At 36.2% G+C, this 17,158-nt stretch carries 12 protein-coding genes; 1 reads left to right on the plus strand and 11 read right to left on the minus strand.

Features of this window, described 5'->3' with window-relative positions; genetic code table 11:
* Positions 1-2,879: CLIPPER-2 domain-containing protein (locus ACWGOQ_RS23380; RefSeq protein WP_458202876.1), on the minus strand; the 2,879-nt coding region annotated here is incomplete at its 3' end.
* A 348-nt stretch (positions 2,880-3,227) separates the two neighbouring features.
* Between ACWGOQ_RS23380 and ACWGOQ_RS23385 the strand changes: the two genes are divergently transcribed.
* Positions 3,228-4,814, plus strand: a complete 1,587-nt coding sequence (locus ACWGOQ_RS23385; RefSeq protein WP_452060289.1) for a peptide chain release factor 3 — start codon at positions 3,228-3,230, stop codon at positions 4,812-4,814.
* Between the two features lie 159 nt (positions 4,815-4,973).
* Here ACWGOQ_RS23385 and ACWGOQ_RS23390 read toward each other — a convergent pair whose 3' ends face one another.
* The 10 genes from ACWGOQ_RS23390 to secE all read right to left on the minus strand — a co-directional run bounded on the left by ACWGOQ_RS23390 (position 4,974) and on the right by secE (position 17,108).
* A complete protein-coding gene (locus ACWGOQ_RS23390) occupies positions 4,974-5,297 on the minus strand; it encodes an Mpo1-like protein (protein WP_452060290.1) in 324 nt (107 codons plus the stop codon).
* 126 nt (positions 5,298-5,423) lie between these two features.
* Positions 5,424-5,738, minus strand: coding sequence for a DUF3467 domain-containing protein (locus tag ACWGOQ_RS23395; protein ID WP_378294482.1), 315 nt, complete (start codon positions 5,736-5,738; stop codon positions 5,424-5,426).
* A 71-nt stretch (positions 5,739-5,809) separates the two neighbouring features.
* On the minus strand, positions 5,810-10,111 hold the full coding sequence (gene rpoC / locus ACWGOQ_RS23400; protein WP_452060291.1) for a DNA-directed RNA polymerase subunit beta': 4,302 nt from the start codon (positions 10,109-10,111) through the stop codon (positions 5,810-5,812).
* Between the two features lie 90 nt (positions 10,112-10,201).
* Positions 10,202-14,011 carry a DNA-directed RNA polymerase subunit beta gene (rpoB, locus tag ACWGOQ_RS23405; protein WP_452060292.1) on the minus strand — a complete coding sequence of 1,270 codons (3,810 nt, stop codon included), beginning with the start codon at positions 14,009-14,011 and terminating at the stop codon, positions 10,202-10,204.
* A gap of 129 nt (positions 14,012-14,140) precedes the next feature.
* The gene (gene rplL / locus ACWGOQ_RS23410; RefSeq protein ID WP_452060293.1) at positions 14,141-14,518 is read right to left on the minus strand and encodes a 50S ribosomal protein L7/L12; all 378 of its coding nucleotides are present in this window, start codon (positions 14,516-14,518) and stop codon (positions 14,141-14,143) included.
* Between the two features lie 66 nt (positions 14,519-14,584).
* Positions 14,585-15,106 (minus strand): 50S ribosomal protein L10, encoded by a 522-nt coding sequence (gene rplJ / locus ACWGOQ_RS23415; RefSeq protein WP_452060294.1) that lies wholly within the window; start codon positions 15,104-15,106, stop codon positions 14,585-14,587.
* A 15-nt stretch (positions 15,107-15,121) separates the two neighbouring features.
* Positions 15,122-15,817: a 50S ribosomal protein L1 gene (gene rplA / locus ACWGOQ_RS23420; RefSeq protein ID WP_452060295.1), complete on the minus strand. Its 696-nt coding sequence runs from the start codon at positions 15,815-15,817 to the stop codon at positions 15,122-15,124.
* 18 nt (positions 15,818-15,835) lie between these two features.
* Complete coding sequence (gene rplK / locus ACWGOQ_RS23425) at positions 15,836-16,273, minus strand: 50S ribosomal protein L11 (protein WP_378294476.1); 438 nt, start codon at positions 16,271-16,273, stop codon at positions 15,836-15,838.
* A 77-nt stretch (positions 16,274-16,350) separates the two neighbouring features.
* The gene (nusG, locus tag ACWGOQ_RS23430) at positions 16,351-16,905 is read right to left on the minus strand and encodes a transcription termination/antitermination protein NusG (RefSeq protein WP_027393796.1); all 555 of its coding nucleotides are present in this window, start codon (positions 16,903-16,905) and stop codon (positions 16,351-16,353) included.
* Positions 16,906-16,910: 5 nt separating this feature from the next.
* The gene (secE, locus tag ACWGOQ_RS23435; protein ID WP_452060296.1) at positions 16,911-17,108 is read right to left on the minus strand and encodes a preprotein translocase subunit SecE; all 198 of its coding nucleotides are present in this window, start codon (positions 17,106-17,108) and stop codon (positions 16,911-16,913) included.
* Positions 17,109-17,158 lie beyond the last annotated feature (50 nt).

Consider the following 17,158-nt stretch of genomic DNA (forward strand, 5'->3'; position numbering starts at 1 on the left):
GTATAGGTAGCCGTCACTGTACCTGTCTGACCAGGAGTCAGCGTAGCAGGACTAACCGCTAGATCCGTACTTCCTGTTAATACATCGTCAATCTCAACGCCACTCAAGGTAACATTACCTGTATTGGTAACACTAAAGGTGTATTCGATAACATCATCCAATAAACCTGCTGCGCCTGCACTGGTAACATTGCTAACACTCTTGATCAAAGACAAATCACCAAATGGTGGTATCTCCGTACAAAAATCAAAACTTCCTATTGCAGAACCGTGTTGCAGATTAGGGTTACAAGTTGAACAATTTTGCCATACCAAGGTGATACTAGAAATTCCATCTAAATCTTCAAAATTAACTCCTATTTGGTCATTTTGATTCGAAACTGAGCTTCCTGTTGCATCAATTTGTCCATTAGTTTCGTTCGATGTATAAGAAGGTGTTCCTGAATTTGTAAATGTCGGAAATATAGTATTCCCTAAACCATCTGTCGCCGTTACAGTAAAAAAGTCTCCGTTTCCAGCACCATTTGCGTTAATATGGTATAAATCAAATCCAAAAGAATAAATATTTGTGTTAAATGTTATTGTTTGTGTTATTCCAGTTGCTCCAAAACCATTTGTGAAAAATTCCAACACTTCATCATCTATATTTCCTGATGCATTAGAGTCGACATTAGGGCTTTGGGTTGAACCAGATGTAGGCCACGTACCCAACGTACCTGTTTCTCCAGAAAAAGTATGTGTTATATCTACTCCGGATCCATCAACATCGGAAAATGTATTCGTTAGTGCTCCATCTGGTGTCCAGTCAAATTCATCTATCCCATTAGGAGCAAAGCCATCCCATACCAAATTATAAACAGTATCAGTACAAGGAGGCGTTTGATGTAAAACTACAGGTGTAGGTGCAGTACATATATTTGCACCACTATTCGTGACATTAGAGTTTATTCCTAACGTATAATCGACTCCTGTTTCTATTACAAGGCCATCACTATCTACAGTTGCAGGATCTACAGAACCAAACTGACCTCCATCCCCTCCATCTGCATTGGCATCATTATACGCTTCATTAGCATCACTACAACCATCATTATCAGAGTCCGTATCCAAACTATTTACAATGCCATCCCCATCAGAGTCACAAGACGAGACAACTCTACTTGGAAATTGAACATCATCAAAACGTACTCTATTTAAAGGATCTGTATTTTCTTCATCATAAAAATAAAATCTAAAAGAATATGCATTTCCCCCCTCTAAAAGAAAACTATTTATATTATTTGTTATTGACACATAACCACTCGGAGCTTGCATATCCCCTACTTGTATATCTGTAAACAAAAGAGTTGGACTAGCAAAACCAGGGTCATTGCTTACTTCTATAGCTATTTTAAAATTTCCTGCGTTAAATTCAGCATCAGAAGACGTACTTGTGAAAAAACCTAATGAAATACCATCCAAAAGTAAATCTTCTGCAGGAGTATAGGTTAACTCTAAATAGTCATCAGCCGTTTTGGAATCAGTGAAATTATCGGTATCAGCTCCTCTTAACAAATATGTAAAGGCATAGTTATCTGTTACCTCATCCAAACCTGGACCAAAGACTACTGGTTGTGAACTAGTATAAAACGCACTTGAACCTGGTGTAAAAGTCGCCGTATCAGATTGACCACCACTATCATTATGGTTCCATTCAATCTGGGCAGAAGTACAATTACCTTCATCAACATCAAGGATTCCATCATTGTCGTCATCCTGATCACAATCATTCGGAACCGAATCATTATCACTGTCCACTGTATCGTCAAATCCCGGACAGACATCATTATCATTGACTACACCATCATTATCATCATCACATTGACCGCCAGTTACCGCACTATTCGTGCTACTGACATCAGACTGACCAGTTCCTGCACTATTTGGAATCCCGCTCGTATTGTTAACTCCGCCAGTAATTTGACCCGATCCGTCTACCTGAGATGCCAGTATGCTACCATCACCTTCTAACGCATCAAAACAACCATCATTATCACTATCTGCATCCAAATGATCTGGTATGCTATCATTATCAGAATTCGTAAAAGTACAATAGATAAAATTTGAAAAAAGAAAAGTTATATTACCATTATTTACAGTATTCCCGTCTCTTCTTAGTTTATTAGTAGTAATTTCAAAAGAAGTTATTTGTCCCTCGATCGTTATATCTGAATAATTAGCCGTTGTATCACCTGAACCGTTCGTATAAGCAGTAATTGTTGGAGATAAACTATTATTATTTACTATGATATGCGACGCTCCGCCAGATGTTGTTGTATAATTAGCACTTGGAAAAGCAGACGGGTTCATCAAGTCTCCTAAAAAAATGCTTTGTACATTAGACCCTGCTGCGGAAACGGTAACATTGTCACCTTCATCAATCCCAGACCACCTGAACCTGACATCAGTAACCTCCTGACTAAACGTAAATGTATACACTAAGGTTTCTCCAATACCATTATCTATCGCCTGACCTTGTACCCGAAGGGAAGTAGCATCTTCAACCTGTAATTGAGACAATGTACCTCCATTTACTTGATTAACCGTTGTTGTAAGATCCACATCAACACCATCAAAATCATAAATATCATTAATTGCCCCAACACCATTTTGATTTCCAGCGGGTGCGGCACCAACATTGATAAAAGTGGCCCCACAATTTAGACCTTCATCCGTATCTACAATTCCGTCATTATCATCATCTTGATCAACGGAATCGGAAACTAGGTCTCCATCGGTATCTTGGCTAAAAGAGTTGTGAGGTATTAAACATAAGATAAAAAGAGTCGTTAGCATTGAACGCAATGCACGACCCCAATAGATTTGGGTATTTTTTTTCATGTGACGATGGTTTACATAATGTATATACGAAAACTATATGGGTTAGGTTTTCATATATTTTAAAAAATCATAATAACTAGTTTTTACTTACTAACCAGCTTATTAAAATTTTGCTATTACAAAAAATTACGGAAAAACCGTAAAATTTTCTTTACACAAATATTGCAATAGATTTGTAATTATAATAGCTTTTTTCCCTTAAACTTTTCATGTTTTCGACGAAATGCATCTTTTTTAGCTATAAATCAGGTTAAAAACACAATATTTGGAAAAACACTAGTTTTATAACCGCTCCATATTATTGTACATTTATGTAGTATATTTGCAAACTTTAGCAATAGAACAACCATGAAATTCACCGAAGAAATAAAAAGAAGAAGAACATTTGGAATTATTTCGCATCCAGATGCCGGTAAGACTACATTAACAGAAAAACTACTATTATTTGGAGGCGCCATACAAGAGGCAGGAGCCGTTAAATCCAATAAAATAAAAAAAGGTGCCACCAGTGATTTCATGGAAATAGAGCGTCAAAGAGGTATTTCTGTTGCTACCTCCGTATTAGCATTTGAATATCAAGGAATTAAAATTAACATTTTAGACACTCCCGGACATAAAGATTTTGCCGAAGATACCTTTAGAACTTTAACAGCTGTTGATAGTGTAATTGTAGTTATTGATGTTGCGAAAGGTGTAGAGGAACAAACTGAAAAATTAGTTTCTGTTTGTAGAATGCGTAATATCCCAATGATTGTCTTTATTAACAAACTCGATCGTGAAGGAAAAGATGCTTTTGAACTTCTCGATGAAGTGGAGCAAAAACTGGGATTAAAGGTTACTCCTTTAAGTTTTCCTATCGGAATGGGGTATGATTTTAAAGGAATCTACAATATTTGGGAGAAAAACATTAACTTATTTAGTGGTGACAGCAGAAAAAATATAGAAGAAACTATTGAAGTCTCTGATCTATCTTCTCCAGAACTTAATACACTAATTGGAGCTACTGCAGCTGAAACTTTACGAGAAGAGATAGAATTAGTAGCCGGTATTTATCCAACTTTTAATAAAGAGGCATATCAAGGTGGAGATTTACAACCTGTATTTTTTGGCTCTGCCTTAAACAATTTTGGCGTACGAGAATTACTGGATTGTTTTATAAAAATTGCTCCTACACCGAGGCCTAAAGAAAGTGATACAAGGCTAGTACAACCAGACGAAAAAGATTTTACGGGGTTTGTGTTTAAGATCCATGCCAATATGGATCCAAAACATAGAGATCGATTAGCTTTTATAAAAATTGTTTCAGGAACTTTTGAAAGAAATGTACCGTATTTGCATACAAGGCATAACAAAAAACTCAAATTCTCTAGTCCCAATGCTTTTTTTGCGGAGAAAAAAGAAATTGTAGATATCTCCTTCCCGGGTGATATTGTTGGTTTGCATGATACTGGAAATTTTAAGATTGGTGATACACTTACTACCGGAGAACAACTAAATTACAAGGGGATTCCGAGCTTTTCTCCAGAGCATTTTAGATATATCAACAATGCTGATCCATTAAAATCCAAGCAATTGGCAAAAGGTATCGACCAATTAATGGATGAAGGTGTTGCCCAGTTATTTACTTTAGAGCTAAACGGAAGAAAAGTGATCGGTACCGTTGGCGCACTGCAATATGAAGTAATACAATATAGATTAGAACACGAATACGGTGCTAAATGTACGTATGAAAACTTAAATGTACACAAAGCTTGTTGGGTAGATGTAGCGGATGAAAGTAATGAAGAATTTATTGATTTTAAACGTGTAAAAAGTAAATTTTTAGCAAAAGATAAGCAGGGGCAATTAGTATTTTTAGCTGATTCATCCTTTAGTCTTCAAATGACTCAACAAAAATACCCTTCTATTACTTTTCATTTCACTTCAGAATTCTAAAACAATTTTAAAGTGATTTTTAACACTTTTTTCTAAAAAAATATACTAGTATATACATTCTAAACAAAAAGTTGATTAAACAATAATTATTTAATCGATTCAATGGTTCGTTATATCTAATATTTATAGTAATCACACTTTTAATAGAATGTTATTATATCAATCCTTTGAACTATCTAGCGAACGTTTTCCTGCAAGAATTTCAAAAAACAATTTAAAATCAGAGATTAAACTCCAAAGAGGGTATTTGAATGTTGCTGGTTTATTTTTTTCAAAAAAAGCATGACCGATCCAAGCAAAACCGTATCCTACTGCAGGAACTAAAAACCATTTCCAACTCCAGCGATAATAGATAGCAACAATTATAATTACAAAAACTAAAAATGTTCCTACAAAATGTAGCGTCCTACTTGTTTTATTTTGATGTTCTGTTAAATAAAACTTATAGAACTCGGAATAGGTTTTGATTCGATCAGACGACATATTTATAAAATTATTATTGATTAATATAGTAAAAATATACCGCTCGATCAAGTTTGTTATTTTTCATAAAAAAATCCGCTTGTTAAAAAAACCAGCGGATTTATATTATTTAACTCCAATCATCAACTAAGCTTGTCCTGTAGGTCCAAAATTTAAAGGGATCGGTGGTTGTTCATAATCTTTAATTTCTCCGTGAGCGGCTTCGAATCTTGATACATTATCTCCTAATGCTTTTAAAAGTCTTTTGGCATGTTGTGGAGTCAAAATGATTCTACTTTTCACTTTGCTTTTAGGTCTTCCGGGCATGATATTTACAAAATCTACCACAAATTCGGATACCGAGTGATTAATAATTGCCAGATTACTGTATATTCCATCAGCAATAGCATCATCTAATTCTATATTTAACTGATTTTGCTTTTGTTTCTTTTCGTCTGCCATGTTATAATAAATTTATTTGAACCATTGGTTCTTAAAAAACAGAAAGCCTGCCAATTGGCAGGCTTTACTGATTAGTTATAGTTTACTTCTTGTCGCTGTTCCATTCGATCCTCGAACTCTTCTTTGGAACCAACTATGATACTCTCATAATCTCTCATACCAGTTCCAGCAGGGATTCTATGTCCAACGATTACATTCTCTTTTAACCCTTCCAGATCATCAACTTTACCACTTACAGCGGCTTCATTTAGAACTTTTGTAGTTTCCTGGAATGATGCAGCAGAGATAAACGATTTCGTTTGCAGCGAAGCTCTAGTAATACCCTGAAGTATTGGAGTCGCTGTAGCAGGAGTGACATCTCTTGCTTCAACTAAATTCTTATCCTCTCTTCTTAAAATAGAGTTTTCATCTCTAAGATCCCTTGGTGAAATAATCTGACCTGCCTTCAAGTTTTCACTATCACCAGCTTCTTCTACTACTTTCATACCGAAAATTGAGTCATTTTCTTCGATGAAATCAGCTTTGTGCACCAATTGATTTTCTAAGAAAATCGTATCACCCGGATCTTGGATTCTAACTTTACGCATCATTTGACGTACTACTACTTCAAAATGCTTATCGTTAATCTTTACTCCTTGTAATCGATATACTTCCTGTACCTCATTCACCAAATACTGCTGTACTGCAGACGGCCCTTTAATTTTCAGAATATCTTCTGGAGTTACAGAACCATCTGATAAAGGCATACCTGCACGTACAAAATCATTTTCTTGTACAAGAATCTGATTGGATAATTTCACAAGGTACTTCTTGATTTCACCAATTCTGGATTCTACAATAATCTCACGGTTACCACGCTTGATTTTACCAAAAGATACCACACCATCAATCTCACTTACTACAGCAGGATTTGAAGGGTTACGTGCTTCAAACAACTCCGTTACCCGTGGTAGCCCCCCTGTAATATCACCGGCTTTTGCCGATTTACGTGGAATTTTAACCAACACTTTACCAACTTCAATTTTTTCATTGTCATCCACCATTAAGTGTGCTCCAACAGGAAGATTATAAGAACGAAGTACTTCGTCGCCTTTACCCATAATCAAAAGTGTAGGTATTTTTTTCTTGTCACGTGATTCTGAAATAACTTTCTCCTGGAATCCAGTTTGCTCGTCAATCTCTACCTGATATGTTATACCTTGTTCTACATTTTCATAGCTTACTTTTCCGGCAAATTCTGAAATAATTACACCATTATATGGATCCCACTGACAAATGCTTTGTCCTTCTTTTACAGTATCTCCGCTCTTAATAAACAGTTGAGAACCATAAGGAATAAGATTAGTACTCAGTACAATCTTCGTTTTGGGATCTATGATTTTCACTTCAGAAGTACGAGAAATAACGACATCAATTTCATTTCCATCTCCATCCTGACCTTTTACAGTCTTCAAATCTTCTATTTCTGCTTTACCGGTAAATTTAGATTTTAATTGATTTTCTTCAGAAATGTTACTGGCAATACCCCCTACGTGAAATGTACGTAGTGTAAGCTGTGTACCTGGCTCTCCAATTGATTGCGCTGCTACAACACCTACTGCTTCCCCTCGTTGCACTGTTTTACCTGTTGCAAGATTACGCCCGTAACATTTAACACAAATACCTTTCTTAGCCTCACATGTAAGAGCAGAACGCACCTCTACTGATTCTACCGGAGAGTTTTCAATATTCTTTGCAGTTACATCATCAATCTCTACTCCTGCTTCAACCAGAACCTCTTGGGTTAATGGGTTTATAACATCTACTAAAGAAGTTCTACCAGCAATTCTTGCGGCAAGACCTTCAATAATTTCTTCATTTTTCTTTAATGGACTAACTTCTACTCCTCTTAATGTTCCACAGTCTTCAATATTAACAATAACATCTTGTGCAACATCTACTAAACGACGTGTTAGATATCCAGCATCCGCAGTTTTAAGTGCAGTATCCGCAAGACCTTTACGGGCACCGTGTGTAGAGATAAAATATTCAAGAATCGAAAGTCCTTCCTTAAAGTTAGAAAGAATTGGATTTTCAATAATTTCACCACCTGCAGAATTCGATTTTTTCGGTTTCGCCATTAATCCACGCATACCTGTAAGCTGGCGAATCTGTTCTTTAGATCCCCTTGCTCCAGAGTCAAGCATCATATATACCGAGTTAAATCCTTGTTGATCTTCTCTGATACGTTTCATTGACAATTCTGTAAGCTCGGCATTGGTAGACGTCCATATATCAATTACCTGATTATAACGTTCGTTATTGGTAATAAGACCCATGTTGTAATTAGCTACAATGTTGTCCACCTGACCATTAGCATCAGCAATCATCTTATGTTTCTCTGCAGGGATAATAATATCTCCTAAACTAAAAGATAATCCTCCTCTAAATGCAAAGTTATATCCTAGCGTTTTGATCTCATCTAGGAACACTGCCGTTTCTGGCACACTAGTCACCTTTAAAATACCTCCGATAATATCTCTAAGAGATTTTTTGGTCAATACCTCGTTAATATACCCAGCTTTTTCAGGAACTTTTTCGTTAAATAAAACTCTACCTGTTGTAGTTTCTATTATTTTAGTGACCAACTCTCCATTTTCATCGATATCTTTTGTTCTAACTTTAATATTAGCGTTGATATCTAACCTTTTCTCATTGTATGCTATAATTACCTCTTCTGGAGAATAGAATGTCAGATCCTCACCTTTAACCACTAACTCGGATGTAGATCTACGAGATTTAGTCATATAGTATAATCCTAGCACCATATCCTGAGAAGGTACTGTTACTGGAGAACCATTGGCAGGGTTTAAAATATTATGAGAAGCCAACATTAATAATTGAGCTTCTAATATAGCTTCTGGTCCCAATGGTAAATGAACCGCCATTTGATCTCCATCAAAATCGGCGTTAAATGCCGTACATACTAATGGGTGTAACTGTATCGCCTTACCTTCTATAAGTTTAGGCTGAAATGCCTGAATACCTAAACGGTGAAGCGTAGGAGCACGGTTTAATAATACAGGATGTCCTTTTAGAACGTTCTCTAAAATATCCCAAACCACAGGCTCTTTTCTATCTATAATCTTCTTTGCAGATTTTACGGTTTTTACAATACCCCGTTCAATCAATTTTCTGATTACAAATGGTTTGTAAAGCTCAGCTGCCATATTCTTAGGAAGACCACATTCGAATAATTTTAATTCAGGTCCTACAACAATTACAGAACGAGCAGAGTAATCTACACGTTTACCGAGTAAGTTCTGACGGAAACGTCCTTGTTTACCTTTCAATGAATCCGAAAGTGATTTTAATGGTCTGTTAGAATCTGTCTTAACCGCAGAAGCTTTACGTGTATTATCAAACAGCGAATCTACTGATTCTTGTAACATACGTTTTTCATTACGTAAAATTACTTCAGGAGCTTTGATTTCCATTAAACGTTTTAAGCGATTGTTACGTATAATTACACGACGATACAAGTCATTTAAATCAGAGGTAGCAAAACGACCTCCATCCAATGGTACTAATGGACGTAACTCTGGTGGAATTACTGGTACTACTTTAAGAATCATCCATTCCGGACGGTTTTCTCTATTTTTATTAGCATCTCGTAATGATTCTACAACCTGAAGACGTTTTAGTGCTTCTGTTTTTCGTTGTTTAGAAGTTTCATTATTTGCTTTATGTCTTAACTGATAAGATAATTCATCCAGATCAATTCTCTTTAATATCTCAATTAAGCACTCTGCGCCCATCTTAGCGATGAACTTGTTGGGATCTGTATCATCAAGATATAGGTTTTCTTGAGGAAGGCTATCCAAAATATTAAGATACTCTTCTTCTGTAAGGAAATCCATTTTTTGAACAGGCTCTCCTTCTTCATTTTTAGCAATACCAGGCTGAATTACTACGTATCTTTCGTAGTAAATTATCATATCTAATTTCTTAGATGGAAGACCTAATAAATATCCTATTTTATTTGGTAAAGAACGGAAATACCAGATGTGTGCTACAGGCACTACCAAGTTAATATGCCCTACACGGTCTCTACGAACTTTCTTCTCTGTTACTTCTACTCCACATCGATCACAAACGATACCTTTGTAACGAATTCTTTTATATTTACCACAAGCACACTCAAAGTCCTTAACAGGACCAAAAATACGCTCACAGAACAAACCATCTCGCTCAGGTTTGTGTGTACGATAATTGATAGTTTCAGGTTTCAGAACTTCTCCTTGCGACGCTGCTAAAATCGACTCAGGAGATGCTAAACCAATAGAGATTTTATTAAACCTCTTTACTGTATTCTTATCATTATTTCTTGCCATAATCTATGGTTGCTTAAGAATTATTGTAATTTAAAAATGAATAATAGTTTGATCGTACCCTAAGACAATGCTCAGGGTACGATTTAAATATTATTCTTCTAATCTGATATCAAGACCAAGACCTTTCAATTCGTGCATTAACACGTTGAATGATTCTGGTAATCCTGGTTCTGGCATAGGCTCTCCTTTAACGATACTTTCGTATGTTTTGGCTCTTCCTATAACATCATCAGATTTAACAGTCAATATTTCACGAAGGGTAGCCGAAGCACCATATGCCTCTAGCGCCCATACCTCCATCTCTCCAAAACGCTGACCTCCAAACTGTGCTTTACCACCTAGTGGTTGCTGTGTGATCAAGGAATATGGACCAATAGAACGTGCGTGCATTTTGTCATCAACCATATGACCCAACTTAAGCATGTAAATTACACCTACTGTTGCCGGTTGATCAAAACGATCTCCTGTACCACCATCATATAAATACGTATGTCCAAATCTTGGAATACCTGCTTCGTCAGTAAACTCATTAATCTGATCTAGAGAGGCTCCGTCAAAAATCGGAGTAGCATATTTTCTACCTAACTTCTGACCTGCCCAACCTAATACAGTTTCATAAATCTGACCAATATTCATACGAGAAGGCACACCTAATGGATTCAATACAATATCTACTGGTGTTCCGTCTTCTAAGAATGGCATATCCTCTTCTCTTACAATACGCGCAACAATACCTTTGTTACCGTGACGCCCTGCCATTTTATCACCTACCTTAAGTTTACGTTTTTTAGCAATGTAAACTTTAGCTAGTTTTATGATTCCAGAAGGCAATTCATCTCCTACCGAGATTGTAAATTTTTCTCTACGTAAGTTACCCTGCAAATCATTTTCTTTAATCTTAAAGTTGTGGATTAAATCCGCAACCATCTTATTAAGAGCATCATCAGTAGTCCAAGTTCCTTTGGTAAGGTGTGCATAATCATCAACACTGTTTAGCATTTTCTGAGTAAACTTCTTACCTTTCGGAAGTACTTCTTCTCCTAAATCATTAATAACTCCTTGTGAAGTTTTACCTCCAACAATAACAAATAATTTATCTACTAATTCTGATTTTAACAACGCAAATTTTGCGTCATAAGATCTTTCTAAAATTGAAATATCTTCCTTATCCTGAGAACGTTTACGTTTATCTTTAATCGCGCGAGCAAATAACTTCTTGTCTATAACAACACCGTGTAAAGATGGTGAAGCTTTTAAGGAAGCATCCTTTACATCCCCTGCTTTATCACCAAATATGGCTCTTAATAATTTTTCTTCAGGTGTAGGGTCGCTTTCCCCTTTTGGCGTAATCTTACCAATTAGAATATCTCCTGGTTTAATTTCAGCACCAACACGGATCATCCCGTTTTCATCAAGATCTTTTGTAGCTTCTTCAGAAACGTTAGGAATATCATTAGTTAACTCTTCGTTACCTAACTTAGTATCTCTAACTTCCAATGAATACTCATCAATGTGAATAGAAGTAAAGATATCATCTCTAACTACTTTTTCAGAAATCACAATCGCATCTTCAAAATTATACCCTTTCCAAGGCATAAAGGCTACTTTCATATTTCTACCTAGTGCAAGTTCACCATTCTCGGTTGCATACCCTTGACATAAAACTTGCCCTTTGTTTACTCTATCGCCAACTCTAACAATTGGTTTCAAATTTATAGAAGTACCCTGGTTCGTTTTACGGAACTTGATCAAGTTGTAAGTTTTAGAATCACTATCAAAACTTACCATTCTTTCTTCTTCTGTTCTATCGTATTTAATAGTTATTTTCTGGGCATCTACATATTCTACAACTCCTTCTCCTTCTGCGTTGATTAACACTCGTGAATCTGAAGCCACCTGACGTTCTAGTCCTGTACCCACGATCGGAGCATCAACTCTTAATAACGGCACTGCCTGACGCATCATATTCGATCCCATCAATGCACGGTTTGCATCATCATGCTCTAAGAAAGGAATTAATGATGCAGAAATAGAAGCAATCTGGTTTGGTGCAACATCTGCATAATTTACAGATAAAGGTTCTATTACTGGAAAGTCACCTTCCATACGAGCAATGACCTTTTCACTTTCAATCGTACCATCTTCCTTTAGCGGCAAGTTGGCTTGCATTATTAATTTCTCTTCTTCCTCTTCTGCACTCAAATATCTAAACTCACTTAAGTCTACTTTACCATCTTCAACCTTACGATACGGAGTTTCAAGGAATCCCATCGAATTCACTTTAGCAAACACAGCAAGGGAAGAAATCAACCCAATATTTGGTCCTTCTGGTGTTTCAATAGGACATAATCGACCATAATGCGTATAATGTACATCTCGAACCTCAAAACCAGCACGCTCTCGTGATAACCCACCTGGTCCAAGAGCAGAAAGTCTACGTTTGTGAGTAATCTCTGCTAATGGATTGGTTTGATCCATAAACTGAGACAGCTGATTCGTACCAAAGAAAGAATTAATAACAGAAGACAATGTTTTTGCATTAATCAAATCAATAGGTGTAAATACCTCGTTATCTCTAACATTCATGCGCTCTCTAATCGTACGAGCCATTCGTGCCAGACCAACTCCGAACTGTTGCGATAATTGCTCTCCTACCGTTCTAACACGACGGTTAGAAAGGTGATCAATATCATCAATCTCCGCTTTAGAGTTAATCAATTCAATTAAATATTTTATGATGGTAATAATATCTTCTTTGGTAAGAACTTGCTTATCCATTTCGATATTAAGACCTAACTTTTTATTCATTCTATAACGACCTACCTCACCAAGGTTGTAACGCTGATCAGAGAAGAATAACTTATCAATAATACCCCTTGCAGTCTCTTCATCAGGCGGTTCTGCATTACGTAATTGACGGTATATGTGTTCTACGGCTTCTTTTTCAGAATTCGTAGGGTCTTTTTGCAATGTGTTATGGATGATTGCGTAATCACCTTTTTGGTTGTCTTCTTTATGAAGTAAAATTGTTTTAGCTCCAGAATCCACGATCTCATCTAAGTGATCTTTATCAAGAACTGTGTCACGGTCTAATACAATTTCGTTACGTTCAATAGAAACAACCTCTCCAGTATCCTCATCAACGAAATCTTCGTGCCAGGTATTCAATACTCTTGCAGCCAGTTTACGGCCTAATACTTTCTTTAATCCGGATTTAGAAACTTTAACCTCTTCAGCAAGATCAAAAATTTCTAGAATATCTTTATCTCTCTCGAAACCAATTGCACGAAAAAGTGTAGTAACCGGTAATTTTTTCTTTCTATCAATATACGCGTACATTACGCTATTGATATCGGTTGCAAATTCTATCCAGGATCCTTTAAAAGGAATTACTCTGGCAGAATATAGCTTTGTTCCATTTGCGTGAAATGATTGTCCAAAGAACACACCAGGTGAACGGTGTAATTGGGATACAACAACACGCTCTGCCCCATTGATACAAAAAGTACCACTTGGAGTCATATAAGGAATAGTACCTAAATAAACGTCCTGAACAATTGTCTCAAAATCCTCATGTTCGGGATCGGTACAAAAAAGTTTTAAACGTGCCTTAAGAGGTACACTGTAGGTAAGACCTCTCTCTATGCATTCTTGTAGATCGTATCTTGGAGGATCTACAAAGTAGTCTAAAAATTCTAGTACAAATTGATTACGTGTATCCGTAATCGGGAAATTTTCCATGAAGGTATTATAAAGACCCTCATTCCCTCTTTCTTCAGACTTTGTTTCTAATTGAAAAAAGTCCTGAAAGGATTTGATCTGAATATCTAGAAAGTCTGGATAATCAGGTCTATTCTTTACAGAAGAAAAATTCAATCTTTCAGTTTGCGTTGCTAACATCAATGGACGGAATTAAATTAAAATTTAAAAAACAGCGTATTTTAATACTTCATATTTATATACGCAAAATGGTTTAGACCTTAGAGAGAATTCTCCAGGTCTAAACCTCTATGTCAATATTTGGCAAGCTTACTTAAGCTCAACCTCAGCTCCAGCCTCTTCTAATTGAGCTTTTAGAGCTTCTGCTTCATCTTTTGCCACTCCTTCTTTGATTGGACTAGGAGCATTATCCACTAATCCTTTAGCATCTTTAAGACCAAGACCTGTTAATTCTTTAACAAGTTTAACCACTGCTAACTTAGCGCCACCAGCTGCCTTAAGGATTACATCAAATTCACTTTGCTCTTCAGCTGCATCTCCACCAGCAGCAGCACCACCAGCAGCAACAGCTACTGCAGCGGCAGCAGGTTCGATACCATACTCTTCTTTTAATATATCAGCTAACTCATTAACTTCTTTTACTGTCAAGTTAACTAATTGTTCTGCGAAATCTTTTAAATCTGCCATTTTCTATCGTTTTAAATAATTTTTTTATTGAAATATAATTTGTTAAAAAGTGCGTACTTGCTTAGATTATCCTTCTTTTTCGGATAATGTTTTAAGAATACCAGCTATTGTTCCACCACTTGACTTTAATGCAGAAATAACATTCTTAGCCGGTGACTGTAATAAGCCAATAATATCTCCAATAACTTCTTCTTTAGACTTGATGTCTACAAGTGCATCCAGCATCTCATCACCAACAAAAATCGCTTCTTCTACAAAAGCCCCTTTTAACAAAGGCTTCTCGGATTTCTTACGAAATTCTTTGATAACTTTGGCCGGTGCGTTACCGGTTTCAGAAAACATAACAGAAGTATTACCTTTTAAAACCTCCGGTAATTCTCCGAAATCCTTATCTGATTTCTCCATTGCTTTCGCAAGGAGCGTATTCTTAATTACTTTTAATGATACGTTAGCTTTAAAACAAGCTCTACGTAAATTTGAAGTTGTTCCTGCATCCAAACCTGAAATATCAGCTAAATAGATATTAGTGTTTTCAGCTAACTGAGCAGTTAAGTCTTCAATTACTTTTGATTTTTCTTCTCTTGTCATAATCGTTTATCTTAATTACCCAGCAAAGTTCTTGGAATCAATCTCAACACCGGGACTCATTGTAGAGGACATATATATGGATTTAATATATATACCTTTAGCAGTCACAGGTTTTAACTTCACTAATGTTGTTAATAATTCTTTTGCATTTCCTGCTATTTTATCAGCAGAGAACGAAGACTTTCCAATTGCAGCATGAACGATACCAGTTTTATCGACTTTAAAGTCAATCTTACCAGCTTTAACATCAGAAACAGCTTTTGCTATATCCATTGTTACCGTACCTGTCTTAGGGTTTGGCATTAAACCACGAGGTCCCAAAACTCGACCTAATGGACCTAATTTCCCCATAACACTTGGCATTGTAATGATCACGTCTACATCAGTCCATCCACCTTTTATCTTGTCAAGATATTCATCTAGACCTACAAAATCTGCACCAGCTTCTTTAGCTTCGGCTTCCTTATCCGGTGTTACTAATGCGAGAACTTTAACATCCTTTCCTGTTCCGTGAGGTAATGTTACCACACCACGCACCATTTGATTTGCTTTACGAGGATCTACATTTAAACGAACTGCAAGATCTACCGAAGCATCAAAATTTACGTTTGTTATTTCTTTTACTAAAGCAGAAGCTTCGTCTACAGAATACGCTTTATTCTTTTCAACTTTAGCTCGTACTTCTTTTTGCTTTTTAGTTACTTTTGCCATTTTCTACACGTTTTTGGATTAAAAAGGAGCTTGTCCTTTTACAGTTACACCCATTGAACGAGCGGTACCGGCAATCATTTTCATAGCAGATTCGATAGTAAACGCATTTAAATCCTGCATTTTATCTTCCGCAATTGTACGAACCTGATCCCAAGTAACACTAGCCACTTTTTTACGATTTGGCTCACCTGAACCTTTTTTAGTTTTTGCTGCTTCCAGTATTTGAACTGCCGCAGGTGGAGTTTTGATTACAAAATCAAAAGACTTGTCTTTGTAAACATTTATAACAACTGGCAATACTTTACCAGCCTTATCCTGTGTTCTACCATTGAATTGCTTACAAAATTCCATGATATTCACTCCGGCAGCACCTAAAGCAGGTCCAACTGGTGGGGATGGGTTAGCCGCTCCTCCACGTACTTGAAGTTTTACAACCTTACTTATCTCTTTAGCCATTTTTCTAATTTTAAATTAGAATTGTCCTACAAAGTGGAAGCAATAAGAACAATTCAGAATATATAATGTAACAATTATTATACTTTTTCTACTTGCATATAGCTCAATTCTAATGGTGTTTTTCTACCGAAAATTTTAACCATTACTTCAAGTTTACGCTTTTCTTCATTTACCTTTTCTACAGTACCATTGAAACCATTAAACGGACCGTCAATTACTTTTACTGTCTCACCAACAGTGTAAGGAATAGCCACGTTATCTGTTTTCACTGCAAGCTCATCTACCTTACCGAGCATTCTATTAATTTCAGCTTTTCTTAACGGTACAGGATCTCCTCCTTTTACCTCACCAAGAAAACCAATAACCCCGTTAATTGATTTTATGATATGAGGAATCTCTCCTGATAGGTTAGCTTCAATCATAACATAGCCAGGGAAATACACTCTTTCCTTATTGATTTTTTTGCCATTTCGTATCTGAACCACCTTTTCTGTTGGTACCAGAATTTGAGAAACGTAGTCTTCCATACCCATGTGAGCAATTTCACGCTCAATATAATCCTTGACCTTGTTCTCTTGGCCACTTACAGCACGAACAACGTACCATTTTTTTGTATTACTAACTTCGGCCATGTTATTTATGATTTAACTAAAGTGAAATAATACTCTATCAAATTACTAAATACAGTATCAACTCCCCAGATAGCTAAAGAAAAAATAACTGAGAAAATAATGGTAACCAACGTCAACCTCTGGGCTTCTGCCCAAGGCGTCCAGGTTACGTGATTTTTTAACTCGTTATACGATTCTGTAATGTAATTTATTAATCCAGCCATCTTATTTATTCTTTTCAACGGCAAATATCTGCCACTTTAAGTTTCTTATT

It is taken from the genome of Aquimarina ulvae, from assembly GCF_053613295.3.

Bases quoted from the DNA above. Each gene is read 5' to 3' on its own strand.
- ACWGOQ_RS23385 (WP_452060289.1), top strand. From the start codon at position 3,228: ATGAAATTCACCGAAGAAATAAAAAGAAGAAGAACATTTGGAATTATT.
- ACWGOQ_RS23390 (WP_452060290.1), bottom strand. From the start codon at position 5,297: ATGTCGTCTGATCGAATCAAAACCTATTCCGAGTTCTATAAGTTTTAT.
- ACWGOQ_RS23395 (WP_378294482.1), bottom strand. From the start codon at position 5,738: ATGGCAGACGAAAAGAAACAAAAGCAAAATCAGTTAAATATAGAATTA.
- rpoC (WP_452060291.1), bottom strand. From the start codon at position 10,111: ATGGCAAGAAATAATGATAAGAATACAGTAAAGAGGTTTAATAAAATC.
- rpoB (WP_452060292.1), bottom strand. From the start codon at position 14,011: ATGTTAGCAACGCAAACTGAAAGATTGAATTTTTCTTCTGTAAAGAAT.
- rplL (WP_452060293.1), bottom strand. From the start codon at position 14,518: ATGGCAGATTTAAAAGATTTCGCAGAACAATTAGTTAACTTGACAGTA.
- rplJ (WP_452060294.1), bottom strand. From the start codon at position 15,106: ATGACAAGAGAAGAAAAATCAAAAGTAATTGAAGACTTAACTGCTCAG.
- rplA (WP_452060295.1), bottom strand. From the start codon at position 15,817: ATGGCAAAAGTAACTAAAAAGCAAAAAGAAGTACGAGCTAAAGTTGAA.
- rplK (WP_378294476.1), bottom strand. From the start codon at position 16,273: ATGGCTAAAGAGATAAGTAAGGTTGTAAAACTTCAAGTACGTGGAGGA.
- nusG (WP_027393796.1), bottom strand. From the start codon at position 16,905: ATGGCCGAAGTTAGTAATACAAAAAAATGGTACGTTGTTCGTGCTGTA.
- secE (WP_452060296.1), bottom strand. From the start codon at position 17,108: ATGGCTGGATTAATAAATTACATTACAGAATCGTATAACGAGTTAAAA.